Raw genomic sequence first — 14,350 nt, forward strand, 5'->3', positions numbered from 1 at the left:
CGCTCAGTTCCTGGCGTGCCGGGCCCGCTGCGGCGGCGCGGCGACCTGCTTGGCGCCGAACGGCCGGGCCAGCAGTACCGCGATCAGGGTCGTCAGCGGCACCGACAGCGCCAGTGCGATGCCACCGACCGCCGACCGCGCGATCTCGATGGCGACGGCGTCGCCGGTGAGCACGTCGTTGATGGACCGTCCGGCGACGCTGAACAGCAGCAGCAGCGGCAGCGCGCCACCGGCGTAGGCGAGCACCAGGGTGTAGACGGTGCTGGCGATGTGGTCGCGCCCGACCCGCATGGCCGCGGTGAAGATCTCCCCGCGGGACGCGCCTTCGTCGAGCGCGGCGAGCTCGAACGCCGCCGAAGCCTGGGTGATGGTGACGTCGTTGAGCACACCGAGCGAACCGATGATGAAGCCGGCCAGCAGCAACCCGGTGATGCTGACGTGCTGGATGTAGGTGGCCACGTTGGTGTTCTGCTCTTCGGACAGCCCGGTGAGATTGGTGATCTCGAGCGCCACCCAGGACAGCAGCGCCGCGACGAGCATCGAGGCGAGCGTGCCGAGCAGCGCGGAACTGGTGCGCAGGTTCACCCCGTGGGCGAGATAGAGCACCACGTAGAGGATCAGCGCGCCCGACACCAGCGCCACCGGGATCGCGGGCTTGCCGTCGAGCAGCGCGGGCAGCAGGAACATGACGACGACCGCGAACGCGAACACGAGCCCGAGCAGCGCCCGGAACCCGCGCCACCGCGCGACCACGCAGATGACGATCACGAACGCGAGCACGATCACCAGCAGCGGCAGCCCGCGCGAGTAGTCGTCGAAGTCGTAGATGGTCGTGCCGCTGGGGTCGGCCGCGCGCACGATCCGGATGTCGTCGCCCGCCCGCAGGTCGGGCTGGCCCGGTCCCGGCGCGATTTCGAACAGCGTCTTCTTGCCCTCGTCCGGCCCGGAGCGGATGTCGACCACGCTGCGCTGACAGGTGTAGGAGGCGGCCCGCGGCTCGACCGGCTGCCCGGTGAACACCCGCCCGTTCGACGGACTCCCGCACGGCCCGATGTCCTGCAGCACCACGGTCCCGGCCTCGGTCTGCACCGCCCCACCCGACACGGTCTGCATCGGCAACGGAATCTCGACATGCTGCGCGCTCGGCCACAGCATCGCGGTCGCCACCAGCACCACCACCCCGATCACCGCGAGCAGCCCCACAACGACCTTCGCCGCCGTATCCCCGATAGCGATGGGCCCCGAATGATCGTGATGGTGATGGTGGTGATGATCGCTCACCGCCAAAGCTTAAAGGATGTCGTTTTCAAGAACGACCCGACGCAACCCCGCCATCACGCGAGAACATGGGTAACTCACCGGGAACGGGCTAACGAAACCCACCCACCAACCGTCGGCCGCCAACGCAAACTCCCCGGGACTCGGTCTGGCCTGAATCCCGGGGAGGCGGTACTGCGCTGTGGGGGCGGCGGAGAGCAGGGGGATGTCTCCGCCGCCCGCAGGCAGGCGCCCAGGGGGGTAGGCGCGCTTACCTGAGGCTCTCGATTGTCCAGGGGGGGTAGACAACCGGGCCGGGCGCCGAAGCGCCGAGGACTACTGTACACAAAACTTGGACTTTTGCACTAGTAGCTCTTCAAAATCTCCGAGATTCCGAACTCGGAGTCTGTTTTGGTCTATCTATACAGATGACCAGGTTGCCCAGGCCCCTGAAACTCACTGGTCACAGCCCCGTGCGGTGAGGACTCACTGACGGTAACTGGCGAGGAAGTTGCCGAACCGCTCGATCGCCACCGCCAGATCCCGCGCCCAGGGCAGGGTCACGATCCGCAGGTGGTCGGTGTCGGGCCAGTTGAACCCGGTGCCCTGCACCATCAGGATCTTCTCTTGCAACAACAGATCGAGCACAAGCTTCCCGTCGTCGTGGATCTCGTGCACATTCGGATCCAGTCGTGGGAAGGCGTACAGCGCGCCCCGCGGCTTCACGCAGGACACCCCGGGGATCATGTTGAGCCGCTCCCACGCCACGTCGCGCTGCTCGAGCAACCGCCCGCCGGGCAGGATCAGGTCCTCGATGCTCTGATGGCCGCCGAGCGCCACCTGGATCGCGTGCTGGGCGGGCACGTTCGGGCACAGCCGCGAGGAGGCCAGCAGATCGATGCCCTCGAGGAAACCGGCCGCGTGCTCCTTGGGTCCGGTGATGGCCAGCCAGCCGGAGCGGTACCCCGCCACCCGGTACGCCTTGGACAGGCCGTTGAACGTCAGGCACAGCAGGTCGGGCGCCAGCGAGGCCAGCGAGATGTGCTTGGCGTCGTCGTAGAGGATCTTGTCGTAGATCTCGTCGGCCAGCAGCAGCAGGCGATGCTTGCGCGCCAGGTCGACGATCTGCTGCAACACCTCCGCCGAGTACACCGCACCCGTCGGGTTGTTCGGGTTGATCACCAGCAGGGCCTTGGTCTTGTCGGTGATCTTCGATTCGATATCGGCGATATCGGGCTGCCAGCCGTTGGCCTCGTCGCACAGGTAGTGCACCGGGGTGCCGCCGGCCAGGCTGGTCATGGCCGTCCACAGCGGGTAGTCGGGCGCCGGGATCAGCACCTCGTCGCCGTTGTCGAGCAGCGCCTGCATGGTGACGGTGATCAGCTCGGAGACGCCGTTGCCCAGGTAGACGTCGTCGACGTCGAGCTCGGGGAAGCCGGGCACCAGCTCGTACCTGGTGACGATCGCGCGCCGCGCCGACAGGATGCCCTTGGACTCGGAGTACCCCTGCGCGTACGGCAGCGCCGCGATCATGTCGCGCATGATCACGTCGGGCGCCTCGAACCCGAACGGGGCGGGATTGCCGATGTTCAGCTTGAGGATGCGGTGCCCCTCGGCCTCCAACCGCGCCGCGTGTGCGTGTACCGGCCCACGGATCTCGTAGACCACGTCCTGCAGCTTCTTCGACTGCTCGAGAACGCGCGGCGGTACATGCGGCGATTGAGGACTCACCCGACCAATGGTGCCATCCGCCGCAAACCGGTTTCCGGCGCACCGCCCCTCATCTGCCTGGTGGCAGGCCCGCGGCGCCGGTGGCGCCGCAGAATTCCTCGATCCGCTCATCGAGCTGGCGGGCTTCGAGCGCGTCGCGATAGGCGGGCGCGGCGATCCGGCGCCGCACCCCGGTCAACCGCTCGCCGAGCTGGGCGATGCGGCGGTCCTCGGGCAAGCCCAGGACCGGGCGCAGGGCGTCGGCGGCGCCGTCGATGCTGCCGTTGATGAGGTGGGCCGCGGCGTTGTCGACCCGGGCCAGTGACTCGGCGCCGTAGGAGCGCTGCAGGGCGGGACCGCTGGAGTACAGGGTGATGGCCCGTTCGGTGGCGGCCAGCGCCTGCTCGGCGCGGCCGAGCTGGATGCAGGTGGCGCCCGCGTAGTAGGCGGCCTTCGGCGCGCCGAAGCCGAACACGCCGCCGATCTCGTCGTGCAGTTCGTCACGGCGGTCGCTGACCACCGTCTCGGCGGCACGCAGGCACCGGTCGGTCTCGGCGTCGCTGCCCAGCCGCGCCCACACCCTGGCCTCGATATTGAGCAGCCGGACCCGGGCCAGGCCCTGCCCGGCGAATTCCTGGCCGCTGCGCGCCAATTGGACCGCGTTGCGCGGCCGGTCCGACCAGTTCTCGATCAGCGCGTGCATGCCGCGGGTCCACGCGCGTAAGCCGTTGTGCCCGCTGAGTTCGGCGTATGCCCAAGCGGCCCTGATCTGTTCGCCCGCGGCGTCGAGGTACCCCAGGTCGGTGCTGGCGTTGGCCATCAGCCCCGACAGGGTGCCCGCGAGCAGGTAGAGGTGACTGGTGTCGCCGGGCTTCTGCTGCCCGTCGAGTAGTCGGTACACCCGGCGCCGCACCCGCAGCATCTCGACCATCATCGGCGCGGGCGCGGCGTGCACGTACTCGTTGGCGATGCGCCGGACGTCGGCGTCGAGTTGTGCCAGCGTCGTCGCGCCCACATTGGTGCTCTCCGCCGCGGCCGCGTGTTCGCTCGCCTCGTGCGCAGCCGCCATGATCAACTCCCTCTCCGACATCACCTCGGACACAGCGCCTTTGATCGCACCGGCGTCGACGAAAGCGAGCAGGTCGGCGTCGGCGCCGGTGGGCGCCAAAAGAGTAGAGAAACGTGCGCGGACGACGTCGTCGGACCGAGCCAGCGACGTGTCGAGCGCGGCTTGATTCACCGGCCGCGGACGCACCCGCGCGCCACCGGCCTCCCATTTCGAGACCAGGCGTTCGTGCACGCCGAGATGAGCCGCGAACTCCCGGATGCTCATTCGTTTGGCATCGCGAAGAGCTCTGGCCTCCCTGCCTGTCCACTCCCCGACCACGGCGTCACCTCATCCGACGGACTACTGCCTCCAGAGTACGAGTGCGACAGTGAGACACACCACATCTTCGCGGAATCGGTTGCCTGAGGCAGTGAAAGGGCGGTGCGGGGCAGTGGTCGCGCGCACGCGTAGCAGCGATCCTGGAAAGGTGGAAGCCAGAACTGTCGATGACTGGGTGTCTTGCTACCAGCGCGAATTCGGGCTACCCGTTCGCGAGCGCGGTGGCTTCGTGATGCTGCCGATCACCGATCGGCTCTGCGTGGTGCATCTGCCGACCACGCGGGCCGAGTCGGTGCTCGCGACCTTACGGGAGCAACGCCGGGCCGGTCCGGTGCTGGCCAGGCAGATCCGCTGGAGCCTGCTCACCGAACCCGACGCCCGGCCACCGGCCGAGGTGATCACCGAGCTGGCGGGTCTCGATATCGATATCCCCGGCGTCGGCAGCGCGGTCATGCTGCCGACCAGCCTGGGCCGCTGGAGCCGCGAGGGCTGTCACTGGGTGCGTCCGCCGAGCCGCGAGGACGTGCTGCCGCCGCTGTCGCTGGTGCTGCACCTGGCGCTGGCGGTGACCCCTCAGCGGGTCTCGACGGCGCTGAGCGAGGCGGGCGGCAACGGGAAGTTGAGGTACGACCGCGACGGCGTCGGCCCGCGCTGCCCCTGATACTTCGAGCCCGCCGCGGCGCTGCCGTACGGGTGCTCGGCCGGGCTGCTCAGCCGGATCAGGCACAGCTGCCCGATCTTCATCCCCGGCCACAGCGTGATGGGCAGGTTCGCCACGTTCGACAGCTCCAGGGTGATGTGCCCGCTGAACCCCGGGTCGATGAACCCCGCCGTCGAGTGGGTGAGCAGCCCGAGCCTGCCCAGGCTCGACTTGCCCTCCAGCCGCCCGGCCAGGTCGTCGGGCAGCGAGCACACCTCGAGGGTGGACCCGAGCACGAACTCGCCAGGGTGCAGCACGAACGGCTCACCCGGCTTGGGCTCGACCAGGCTGGTCAGCTCGTCCTGCTGCATGGCCGGATCGATGTGGGTGTAGCGACTGTTGTCGAACACCCGGAACAACCCGTCCAGGCGCACGTCGATGCTCGACGGCTGCACCATCGAATCCAGCATCGGTTCGACACCGAGACGCCCAGCGGCGATCTCGGCCCGGATGTCACGATCGGAGAGCAGCACGCGCCCAGTGTAAGCAGCCTGATGCCGCAGGTAGACCGCCCCCACCCCCGGAGCGCACGGGCACCCGCGTCGGTGGCCTCGGCGAATCGATGTCACCGGCGAGACCACCGACAGCGGAATGCCGGGCGTTACTGCGTCGGCTGGACGATGCCGCCGGGGCCGGTGGGCGGGGACTTCACGGTCGGGTTGACGATGCCGCCCGGTCCCGACGGCGGCGGCGCCACCGTGGTCGGGTTCACGATTCCACCGGGGCCGGTCGGCGGTGGCGCATCGGTGGTCGGGTTCACGATCCCGCCCGGCCCGGTCGGCGGGTTCGGCGCGGTGGTGTCGTCCGGCGTTGTCTCCCCGCCATCCGGCCCGGCCCCGTGATTCGGGTTGGTGCAGATCGTGCCCTCACACGGCACCCAGGTGCCGTCGCCGTTCGGATTGGGCATCATGCCCGGCCCCGGCGTCTGCTGCCCCGAGCCGCTCTCGGCCGTGGTGGTCGTCGGCTTCGCGCTGGTGGTCGACGTGGTCTTGCTGGTGGTGCCGGTATCGGACCCGGAATCATCCGAGCATCCCGCCCCGAGCACACCCAGCGCCGCGATCACCGCAACGAACAGAACCCGCTTCATACAGTCAGCCTTTCGTCGACCCGGCCCACCCGACCCGACACCGAGCCGAAACCTCGAACCGGAGAACCTGTTCCGCCGCACCACACGGCAGAACCGGGCCCCGCACGCAACGCTGACCAACTGTGCGGACCCGTCGACGCACTGTAGAACGCCACCCCACCGAAACGGCCCGGTTTCACCCGCCCGTTCGTCAACACCGGTCGACGCCGACCCGGCCGAATCAAAGAGTTGACCGGCACACGAGCCGGTCTGATAGAGTCGCGAACGCGTTCGATGAACGCACGCCGATGTAGTTCAATGGTAGAACTTCTGCTTCCCAAGCAGACAGCGCGGGTTCGATTCCCGTCATCGGCTCCAGCACGAAAGCCCCCAGGTCACCCGGGGGCTTTCGTCGTTTCCGCGCTATTGACCCTTCAGGGCTCGGTCGGCGCGGCTGACCAACGCCGCGGTGGTGAAGGTGCCGATGGTGAGGGCGACCATCAGGATCTTCGCGGGCCATGGCCCTTCGATGACGGCGCCGACGGTTCCCATCAGGACGAGGCCACTAGCGGTGACCAGCATCGTCATTGCCCTGGTGGTTCCGTTGATCTCGCCACGCAGAATCCGCCGCGACGCCGTGAGCAGGCTGAGGGCGAGAATCCCGGGCAGCAGCGCGACCACGCAAACGACGATCAGGTACTGGCGATCGACCAGGCCGGCCACCACGAGTCCGGCGGAGCAGGCCGCGAGCACGCTACCCAGCGCGATCCCGGCGGAACCGGCGAGGCGGGTCGATCGCCGAACCGCGGGCTGGTTCGCGTAGGGCGACGGCACGCCCGCCCGCATCGCATCGATCTGAGACATACGAAAACCCCCGTGTGACAGTTGAAATGGCGGGTGAGAACGGCTTTCCGCAGCTCGTGCCGACTGTCCGAATCCCCCCGCCCGAAGGCTACCGTCCACGATCACCCGCGAACAACCGATACCGAACACATTGTCCGAGCGTTCGAGGCAGCACCGCCATCGACGAAGGCCCCGATCGTCGGATCAGGGGCCTTCGTCGTCGAATCAGCCCGCGTGCAGCGTGCGGAACTTGCTGCCGTGGAACACGAGTGGATCGAGGTCCTCGCGGGCGGCGACGCGGTTGACGCGCAGGATGACGACGAGATGGTCGCCCGCGGGGACGTGGGTTTCCGGGACGCCTTCGATCCAGGCGGTGGCGCCGTCGATGAAGACGGCTTCGCCGGTGCCGCGGTGCAGGGCGGTCTCGCGGAAGCGGTCGCCGTTGCGGGCGCCGAGGGCCTTGGCGGCCGCCTGCTGGTCGGTGCCGAGCAGGCTGAGGCCCAGGTGGCCCGCGCCGGCCAGTTTCGGCCAGGTCGACGAGGAGTTCTGCACGCAGAACGAGACCAGCGGTGGGTCGAGGGAGACCGGAACGAAGGTGCTCACGGCCAGGCCGTGCGGTGTGCCGTCGATCTCCGCGCACACCGCGACGACCCCGCTGGGGAAGTTCGCGAAGGCGCGGCGCAGGCCGGTGCCGTCGGCAGGAAAGTCCAAGAGCTCACGCATGATTCGTCGCCTCCACCGGCTGTCCGAGCAATGCCGTGACGACGGGCGCCCAGCGTTGGGCATACGCCTCGATGACGCCGTCCTCGGCGAAACCACGATCGGCGAGATAGAGCCCCGGCAGCGCCGCGGTCCCGCCGATCTCCACCAGCACCGGCTTGAGCAGCAGGTCGGGCGCGAGCGCGTGGGCCGGCCCGGCGCCGAGCATCACCGGCACGGTGACCACGCCCGCCAGCCCGGTGCCGCCGTCGAACTGTTCGAGGAACAGTTTCAGCAGCCCGGTGTAGGTGGCCTTGAAGGTCGGGCTGGCGAAGACCACCAGCTCCGAGGCGGCGACGGCGCGCGCGGCCGCGGTGACCTCGGGGTCGCCCCAGCCGAGCAGGCCGGGGCCGAGGGTCACGAGATCGATCACCTCGGGTTCGGCGCCGGGGCGCAGCGCCCGCGCGACCCGCACGGCCGCGTCCAAGGTGCGAGACGCCGGCTTCGGATTGCCGACGACGACGGTCACTGTCACTGGATGTACCTCACTCTGTCTTTCGTCCGTGCTCAGATGACGCCGTGCAGCGGCGGCGGCCGATCGTGCAGCACCGCCCGGCCGATGTGCTGGTACTTCCAGCGCACCGGGTCGTGCAGGGTGTGGGTGCGCGCGTTGCGCCAGAAGTGGTCGAGCCGATGCCCGGCCGCGGCGCTGCGCGTGCCACCCACTTCGAATATCGCCGCCGACGCCTCGTTCGCAGCGCGATCGGCGAGGACCTTGGCGGTCGCGACCGCGATCGACGCTCCCGCCGCGTCGTCGGGGTGCTCGCCCGCGTCGGCACGCCCGCCCGCATCGGCCTGCCCGGCCGGGGGACGAGCCGTGTGCCCGGCCGCCGAGGTTCCGCGGATCGCCACGTCGACCGCCGCACCCGCGACGACGAGCGAGGCTTCCGCTGCCGCCACCGACACGGCCAGCTCCCCGAACCGTTGCACGACCAGCGGATCGTCGGCGGCCCGCGCGACCTCGGCTTCGAACCACGGCCTGCTCTGCGTGCGCACGAACTCGGCGGCGGCTTCCAGCGCGCCCCGCGCGATGCCCGCATCGATCGCGGCATGCAGCAGTTGGGCGAACGCGCCGTAGCCGGTTGGCGCATGCACCGCGGCAGCGCGGGCCACCAGCTGGTCGGCCCCGACAGTCACTGCGTCGAACTCGACGGTCCCGCTGCCGGTCGTCCGCTGGCCCAGCGCGTCCCAGTCGTCGACGATGCGCACGCCCGGTTCCAGCGCGGCGACGAAGGCCACGTACTCCCCCGGCTCCAGACACGAAACACCCTGCGGGTCATCGAGTCTGGTCAGCACCGCGAGCACATCGGCGAACAGCGACCCGGTGCAGTAGTACTTGGTGCCGTCGACGACGAACCGCCCGTCGACCGGACGCACCGTCGTGGCGATGTCGGCGACGGTGGCCCCGCCCCGTTCGGACTGCGCGTTGGCGATGCGCGCGCCGGCGAGCACCCGCCCGAAGTACTCCCGCTGCTGCGCGGGAGTTCCCGCCAGCCGCAACAGGTTCAGATACACGAAGTGACTGTGCGGCACCTGCGCGATATTCGGATCGGCGCTCGCCAGGATGCGGAACACCTCGGCGACCACGCTCGGCGGCAGGTCGGCGCCGCCGAAGGCCGCGGGCACCGTGATCGCCAGCAGCCCACTGGCCGAGAGCTGATCCAGTTCCTCGTGCGGCAGCCTGCGCGTGTGATCCCGCTCGGCCGCGCCGCGCGCGAAGTCGGCGGCGAGTTCGGCGGCGATCGCCAATGCCTGTGCGGCCGTGGTGATCCGCTCGGCGGTCACCACGGTCATCAGCGTCCCGCCGCGACCGGGGTTGCGGCGGCCTCCAGCTCACGCACCAGCGGCAGCACCTTGGCGCCGAAGTACTCGATCTCCTCCTGGAAGTGCAGGAATCCGGCCAGGATGAGGTCGACACCGAGCGCCCGGTACGCCACGATCCGCTCCGCGATCTGCTCGGGCGTGCCGATCAGCCCGGTGCGGAAACCGTCGTTGTACTGGACCAGGTCCTCGAAGGTGGAGTCGGCCCACATGCCCTTGCGATCGGCGGTCGAGGCCCCGGCCTGCCGCACGGCGTCGCGGAACCCCTGCACCGCAGGCTTGTTCGCCTTCTCGACGATCTCGCGCAGGGTATCGCGGGCTTCGCGCTCGGTGTCGCGGGCGATGATGAAGCCATTGAGCCCGAACTTCACCTCGCGGTCGTTGTCCCTGGCGACGGCGCGCAGATCGTCCAATTGCTCGGTGACACCGTCGAAATCCTTGCCGTTGGAGAAGTACCAGTCGGCGTAGCGGCCGCCGTTGCGGCGCGCGGCGGTGGAGTTACCACCCTGGAACAGTTCGGGATTCGGCCGCTCGGGTGTGTTGAGCGGCTTGGGCTTGAGGGTGAAGTCGCGGATGCGGTAGAAGTCGCCGCCGTAGTTCACCGCGTCCTCGGTCCAGATCTTGCGGATCACCTCGAGGAATTCGGCACTGCGCCGGTACCTTTCGTCGTGCTCCAGCCACGGCTCGCCCAGCGCCTGGAACTCACCGGCGAACCAGCCGGACACGACGTTGATCGCGAACCGCCCACCGGAGAGGTGGTCGGCCGTCGCGCCGAACTTGGCCAGCACGGCCGGATGCCACAGCCCAGGATGGACCGCGGCGATCACCTTCAGCCGCTCGGTCGCCCCGAGCAGCGCGAGGCTGAACGAGGTCGACTCGTGCTGGTACTCCGCGCCGTAGGACGCGGTGTAGCGGACCTGGGAGAGCGCGTAGTCGAAACCGTTGCGCTCGGCGGTCTGCGCGAGCTTCTTGTTGTATTCGAAGTCCCAGCCGGTGCGCTGCTCGATCTCGCTGGTCACCAGACCCCCGCTGACGTTGGGGACCCAGTAGGCGAACGAGACCTGGTCGGCGATTCTCTCCGTTGTCATGGCGGCTCCTTCTCGTCGGCGTTTCCAGTGCAACACCGGTGTGGGAGCCCGACGAGGGTTTGAATCGCCGCGATCGATACGGCCCGCGGCTCAGCGGCCCAGGTGCACGCAGTTCTCCGCGATCTTGGACTGCGCGGCGCCCACCTTGGCGGCGTCGTCCTGGCCGAGCAGCTTGGCCGGATCACCGGACTGCGCGTTGGACACCATCACCCGCAGCCCGTCCTGCGACATGCCCGAATCCAGGAAGACCTGTGCCGCGCAGTCGGCCAGCTCGGGATTGGTCAGCCCCTTGTCCTGCAACGACTTCGACAGCTCCGCCTGGGTGACCGCGGGCGCCTCGTCGCCGCCGCCACAAGCAGATAGCACCGGCACGGCGAGCAGCGCCGCGGCGAGCAAACAGATCCGCACTCTCGAGTCCTCTCGATCGGCGCGCATCGGCCGATGCGCAGCCGTGGAGGATCATGCCGCACCGCCGCCGCGAGGGCCACACCGTCCTGCCCACGCAGAACTGACTCGCGAGTAAGGTAGCCCCATGGGAGACCACATCACCGTGCGCTTCGACAGCGATCGCGCATATATCGCCTTGAACCGGCCGGGCAAACACAACGGACTGACGCTGGAAATGCTCCGCGATCTCGTCGCCGCGGCCCGAAAAGTGGCCGAGCACAAAGAGACCCGGGTCGTCATTGTCAGCGGTAACGGTCCCAGTTTCAGTAGCGGACTCGATATCGCGGCGGCCACCCGCGATCCGCTGGCTATCGTCCGGGAATTTCTCCCGCGACCGTGGCGCGGAACGAATACTTTTCAGGAAGCCTGCTGGGCCTGGCGCCGCCTCGACGTGCCGGTGATCGCCGTGGTGCACGGGCGCTGCTACGGCGGCGGCCTCCAGCTCGCGCTGGCCGCCGACTTCCGGATCGCCGCGCCGACGGCGGAGTTCTCGGTGATGGAGGCCGCCCACGGCCTGATTCCGGACATGTCGGGCGTCGCCACGTTGTCGCAGCTCATCGGCATAGACCAGGCCATGCTGCTGACCATGACCGCCGACCCGATCGACGCCGCCCACGCCGCCCGGATCGGCCTCGTCACCGAGGTCGCCGACGACCCGCAGGCCGCGGCCGCCGCCCTCGCCGACCGGATCACGGCCCGCGATCCGCGCGCCGTCGCCGCCGCCAAGCGCCTGTTCGACCGATCCTGGCAGCGGAATTCCCGCGCGACCTTCGCCGCCGAACGCGCGGCCCAGGTGCCATTGCTCCTGCGTAAGGCCCTGAATCGTAGCTAGTGACAGGCAACTGATCATTTGTTCATGCCGAGCCACGATCCGATGTACCACACCTCACACCGATCGGCTGTTAGCATCGCTGCGATTCGCCCAATAGTCGAAATGTGGTCCCCGACACAGGTGAACCTGAAGCGGGCTCGAATTTCGGCGTGACCCGGAGGCTCCGACAACCGTGAAGAAGACCGGTTCCATCCTGCTTGCCGCGTTCGCCGGAGCCACGGCCATGCTGGTGAGCGGGGCGACGCCCGCCGTCGCGAATCCCAACGCGATCAACCCGATCCCGGTGCTCAACGGAACCAACGGCCTGCCCGCCCTACACGGGCGCACGCAGGCCGTCTTCCAGGTCACCGGCATGGCGAGCCCGAACAACACCCAGAACTACAACGTCCTTGGCACCGACCTCGGGATCATGTGGGACAACGGCCGCGGCGAGATGCTGACCGCCTTCGGCGACACCGCGGGCATCGGCTTCCCCAACCTGCTGGCGGGCAGCACCTGGGCGTGGCGCTCGAACATCCTGGTCCGCAGCCACACCAAGGACCCCGCGGGCGGCGTGTTCTTCGACAGCGTGGTGCGCGATGTGGTCGGCCAGGCGCGCGACCTCATCCCCAGCCCGAAGATCCCGTTCCTGGAGATCAGCCGCATCCCGACCGCGGGCATCTCGGCCAACGGTGTGCAGTACATGTCGCTGATGTCGGTGAAGACCTGGGACGCCCCCGGCGAGTGGACCACCAGCTTCTCCGGCCTGGCCGCCTCCGCCGACAACGGCGAGACCTGGGCCGACCTCGGGCACACCCGGCGCCCCGACGAGGGCGGCAACACCAACTTCCAGATGAACGCCTTCCTCAAGGACGGCGGCTTCGTCTACGAGTACGGCACCCGTTCGGGCCGCAACAACGACGCCTTCATCGCCCGGGTGCCGGAGGCTCAGATCGAGAACCTCGGCGCGTACGAGTACTGGGACGGCGGCGGCTGGAAGCTCAACGACGTGAACGCGGCCGCGCCGATCATGGGCGGCGTCGGCGAGCTGTCGGTGATGTACAACGAGTACCTCGGCCAGTTCGTCTCGCTGACCACCGACCCGTTCAACTCCGTGGTGATGCGCCGCGCGTCGTCGCCGGAGGGCCCGTGGAGCGCCCCGGAAGTCCTGATCGACGCCCGCGAACTCCCCACCGCCTACGCCCCGTCGATCTTCCCGTACCAAACGGGCCGCGACCTCTACTTCATGACGACCATCCACACCCAGTACAACGTCGTCCTGATGCGCACCCGGCTGTAGCGCCGCCCCATAGACTGGCGGTATGGACGCGGCGGAATGGGATGCCAGGTATGCCCATAGCGAATTGATCTGGGGCGCACCGCCGAACAGCACGGTGGTCGAGTACGTCTACGGCCTCGACCGCCGGATCCAGCTGCTGCCCGACGAACCGGGCGGCACCCCGCCCGCGCTGCCCCGCGCGCTGGACCTGGCCTGTGGCGAGGGCCGCCACGCCCTGTGGCTGGCCACGCACGGCTGGCAGATCGACGCCGTCGACTTCTCCCAGGTGGGGATCGACAAGGGCCGCACTGTCGCGGCCCGGCTGTCCCGCTCGGTCCGCTCGCGGGTGAACTGGCACTGCGCCGACATCACCGGGCTGGCCGACGCGGGCATCACCGGGCCGTACGAGCTGATCCTGATGGTCTTCGTGCACCTGCCCGCCGACCAGCGCGGCGCGTTGCTGCGCGAACTCGCGGGCATGCTCTCCCCCGGCGGAGTCCTGCTGGTGCTCGGTCACGACACCAGGAACCTGACCGACGGCTACGGCGGCCCGCAGGACCCGGCCATCCTGTTCACGCCCGACGACATCCGCGCCGAGCTGGGCGCCGCGGGCGAGCACCTCACCATCCGCATCGCCGACGCGGTACTACGGCCCACCGAGGGCCCCGACGCCATCGACGCGCTGGTCCTGGCCGAACGGGACCTGCCGGAATCAGGCGAACCGACCGCGTAGCTGCTCGGCGAAGCCGCGCGCCGAGGTCAGATCGTCGGGGCTGGGGCGGCCCTTGTTGAGCCCGCCGACCAGCGCCAGCGGACCCATCGTGTCGAGTCCGCGACAGGCGAACCCGCCCACCACCTCGAAGCCCTTCTCGGTCAGCTGGTCACCGAGATTACGCAGGTAGGGCCGGAATTTAGGCTCGGGCAAGCCGCTGGTGGCGAAGACGAACGCCTCGCGCCCCTGCCCGGCGGGCAGCGCGTCGACGAACTCGCGCAGGCGCGCGTCCAGGGCCATCCAGTACACCCCCGACCCGAATCCGACGAGGTCGTAACCGGCGAGTTCGGCCGCGGTGATCTCCGACGGGTCGACCACCCGCGCGTCGAGCACCGACCCGATGGTGTCGGCGACCTTCCTGGTGTTGCCGTGCGACTTGGACGTGCAGACGATGAGCGCCTTCATGCCGT

At 69.1% G+C, this 14,350-nt stretch carries 16 protein-coding genes and 1 tRNA gene; 5 read left to right on the forward strand and 12 right to left on the reverse strand.

What is annotated here, in order from left to right; all coding sequences use genetic code 11:
• Window positions 1-3: 3 nt before the first annotated feature.
• From AB0L91_RS10555 to AB0L91_RS10565, 3 genes are all read right to left on the reverse strand, one after another.
• The gene (locus AB0L91_RS10555) at window positions 4-1,281 is read right to left on the reverse strand and encodes a YibE/F family protein (RefSeq protein ID WP_365008931.1); all 1,278 of its coding nucleotides are present in this window, start codon (window positions 1,279-1,281) and stop codon (window positions 4-6) included.
• A gap of 462 nt (window positions 1,282-1,743) precedes the next feature.
• The gene (locus AB0L91_RS10560; protein ID WP_218716750.1) at window positions 1,744-2,997 is read right to left on the reverse strand and encodes a pyridoxal phosphate-dependent aminotransferase; all 1,254 of its coding nucleotides are present in this window, start codon (window positions 2,995-2,997) and stop codon (window positions 1,744-1,746) included.
• Window positions 2,998-3,037: 40 nt separating this feature from the next.
• Complete coding sequence (locus AB0L91_RS10565) at window positions 3,038-4,300, reverse strand: XRE family transcriptional regulator (protein WP_365008933.1); 1,263 nt, start codon at window positions 4,298-4,300, stop codon at window positions 3,038-3,040.
• A gap of 202 nt (window positions 4,301-4,502) precedes the next feature.
• Between AB0L91_RS10565 and AB0L91_RS10570 the strand changes: the two genes are divergently transcribed.
• A complete protein-coding gene (locus AB0L91_RS10570; RefSeq protein ID WP_357342167.1) occupies window positions 4,503-5,015 on the forward strand; it encodes a hypothetical protein in 513 nt (170 codons plus the stop codon).
• Here AB0L91_RS10570 and dcd read toward each other — a convergent pair.
• Both dcd and AB0L91_RS10580 read right to left on the reverse strand, forming a co-directional pair.
• On the reverse strand, window positions 4,928-5,527 hold the full coding sequence (dcd, locus tag AB0L91_RS10575; RefSeq protein WP_355274869.1) for a dCTP deaminase: 600 nt from the start codon (window positions 5,525-5,527) through the stop codon (window positions 4,928-4,930). The two genes, AB0L91_RS10570 and dcd, sit on opposite strands and share 88 nt — an antisense overlap.
• Before the next feature lie 128 nt (window positions 5,528-5,655).
• Window positions 5,656-6,141, reverse strand: coding sequence for a hypothetical protein (locus tag AB0L91_RS10580; RefSeq protein WP_365008936.1), 486 nt, complete (start codon window positions 6,139-6,141; stop codon window positions 5,656-5,658).
• Between the two features lie 283 nt (window positions 6,142-6,424).
• On the opposite strand from AB0L91_RS10580, the gene AB0L91_RS10585 reads away from it, so the two are divergent.
• Window positions 6,425-6,498 (forward strand) — tRNA-Gly (locus tag AB0L91_RS10585).
• Between the two features lie 45 nt (window positions 6,499-6,543).
• Here AB0L91_RS10585 and AB0L91_RS10590 read toward each other — a convergent pair.
• The 6 genes from AB0L91_RS10590 to AB0L91_RS10615 form a co-directional block, all read right to left on the reverse strand.
• Entirely contained in the window at window positions 6,544-6,984 is a 441-nt protein-coding gene (locus tag AB0L91_RS10590) for a hypothetical protein (RefSeq protein ID WP_365008939.1), read from the reverse strand.
• A gap of 204 nt (window positions 6,985-7,188) precedes the next feature.
• The gene (locus tag AB0L91_RS10595; protein WP_355274879.1) at window positions 7,189-7,686 is read right to left on the reverse strand and encodes a flavin reductase family protein; all 498 of its coding nucleotides are present in this window, start codon (window positions 7,684-7,686) and stop codon (window positions 7,189-7,191) included.
• Entirely contained in the window at window positions 7,679-8,197 is a 519-nt protein-coding gene (locus AB0L91_RS10600; RefSeq protein WP_365008941.1) for an NAD(P)H-dependent oxidoreductase, read from the reverse strand. Before AB0L91_RS10600 ends, AB0L91_RS10595 begins: the two co-directional genes overlap by 8 nt.
• Window positions 8,198-8,229: 32 nt before the next feature.
• Window positions 8,230-9,516: an acyl-CoA dehydrogenase family protein gene (locus tag AB0L91_RS10605; protein WP_365008943.1), complete on the reverse strand. Its 1,287-nt coding sequence runs from the start codon at window positions 9,514-9,516 to the stop codon at window positions 8,230-8,232.
• Window positions 9,516-10,631: a dimethylsulfone monooxygenase SfnG gene (gene sfnG / locus AB0L91_RS10610; RefSeq protein ID WP_365008945.1), complete on the reverse strand. Its 1,116-nt coding sequence runs from the start codon at window positions 10,629-10,631 to the stop codon at window positions 9,516-9,518. The genes AB0L91_RS10605 and sfnG overlap by 1 nt, the downstream gene beginning before the upstream one ends.
• A gap of 90 nt (window positions 10,632-10,721) precedes the next feature.
• Entirely contained in the window at window positions 10,722-11,039 is a 318-nt protein-coding gene (locus AB0L91_RS10615) for a hypothetical protein (protein ID WP_355274888.1), read from the reverse strand.
• A 136-nt stretch (window positions 11,040-11,175) separates the two neighbouring features.
• Here AB0L91_RS10615 and AB0L91_RS10620 point away from each other — a divergent pair, with 136 nt between their 5' ends.
• The 3 genes from AB0L91_RS10620 to AB0L91_RS10630 all read left to right on the forward strand — a co-directional run bounded on the left by AB0L91_RS10620 (window position 11,176) and on the right by AB0L91_RS10630 (window position 13,901).
• A complete protein-coding gene (locus AB0L91_RS10620) occupies window positions 11,176-11,910 on the forward strand; it encodes a crotonase/enoyl-CoA hydratase family protein (protein WP_365011239.1) in 735 nt (244 codons plus the stop codon).
• A gap of 172 nt (window positions 11,911-12,082) precedes the next feature.
• The gene (locus AB0L91_RS10625) at window positions 12,083-13,189 is read left to right on the forward strand and encodes a DUF4185 domain-containing protein (protein WP_365008949.1); all 1,107 of its coding nucleotides are present in this window, start codon (window positions 12,083-12,085) and stop codon (window positions 13,187-13,189) included.
• Window positions 13,190-13,211: 22 nt separating this feature from the next.
• The gene (locus AB0L91_RS10630; RefSeq protein ID WP_365008951.1) at window positions 13,212-13,901 is read left to right on the forward strand and encodes a class I SAM-dependent methyltransferase; all 690 of its coding nucleotides are present in this window, start codon (window positions 13,212-13,214) and stop codon (window positions 13,899-13,901) included.
• Here the strand turns inward: AB0L91_RS10630 and AB0L91_RS10635 are convergent.
• Window positions 13,881-14,345, reverse strand: a complete 465-nt coding sequence (locus tag AB0L91_RS10635) for a flavodoxin family protein (protein ID WP_365008954.1) — start codon at window positions 14,343-14,345, stop codon at window positions 13,881-13,883. The genes AB0L91_RS10630 and AB0L91_RS10635 overlap by 21 nt on opposite strands.
• Between the last annotated feature and the right edge of the window lie 5 nt (window positions 14,346-14,350).

This window comes from Nocardia sp. NPDC051833 (assembly GCF_040681225.1).
Classification (GTDB): Bacteria; Actinomycetota; Actinomycetes; order Mycobacteriales; family Mycobacteriaceae; genus Nocardia.

Excerpts from the sequence above, each read along its gene's own strand:
- AB0L91_RS10565 (WP_365008933.1), bottom strand. The coding sequence starts at position 4,300 with ATGAGCATCCGGGAGTTCGCGGCTCATCTCGGCGTGCACGAACGCCTG.
- AB0L91_RS10580 (WP_365008936.1), bottom strand. The coding sequence starts at position 6,141 with ATGAAGCGGGTTCTGTTCGTTGCGGTGATCGCGGCGCTGGGTGTGCTC.
- AB0L91_RS10590 (WP_365008939.1), bottom strand. The coding sequence starts at position 6,984 with ATGTCTCAGATCGATGCGATGCGGGCGGGCGTGCCGTCGCCCTACGCG.
- AB0L91_RS10595 (WP_355274879.1), bottom strand. The coding sequence starts at position 7,686 with ATGCGTGAGCTCTTGGACTTTCCTGCCGACGGCACCGGCCTGCGCCGC.
- AB0L91_RS10605 (WP_365008943.1), bottom strand. The coding sequence starts at position 9,516 with ATGACCGTGGTGACCGCCGAGCGGATCACCACGGCCGCACAGGCATTG.
- sfnG (WP_365008945.1), bottom strand. The coding sequence starts at position 10,631 with ATGACAACGGAGAGAATCGCCGACCAGGTCTCGTTCGCCTACTGGGTC.
- AB0L91_RS10630 (WP_365008951.1), top strand. The coding sequence starts at position 13,212 with ATGGACGCGGCGGAATGGGATGCCAGGTATGCCCATAGCGAATTGATC.
- AB0L91_RS10635 (WP_365008954.1), bottom strand. The coding sequence starts at position 14,345 with ATGAAGGCGCTCATCGTCTGCACGTCCAAGTCGCACGGCAACACCAGG.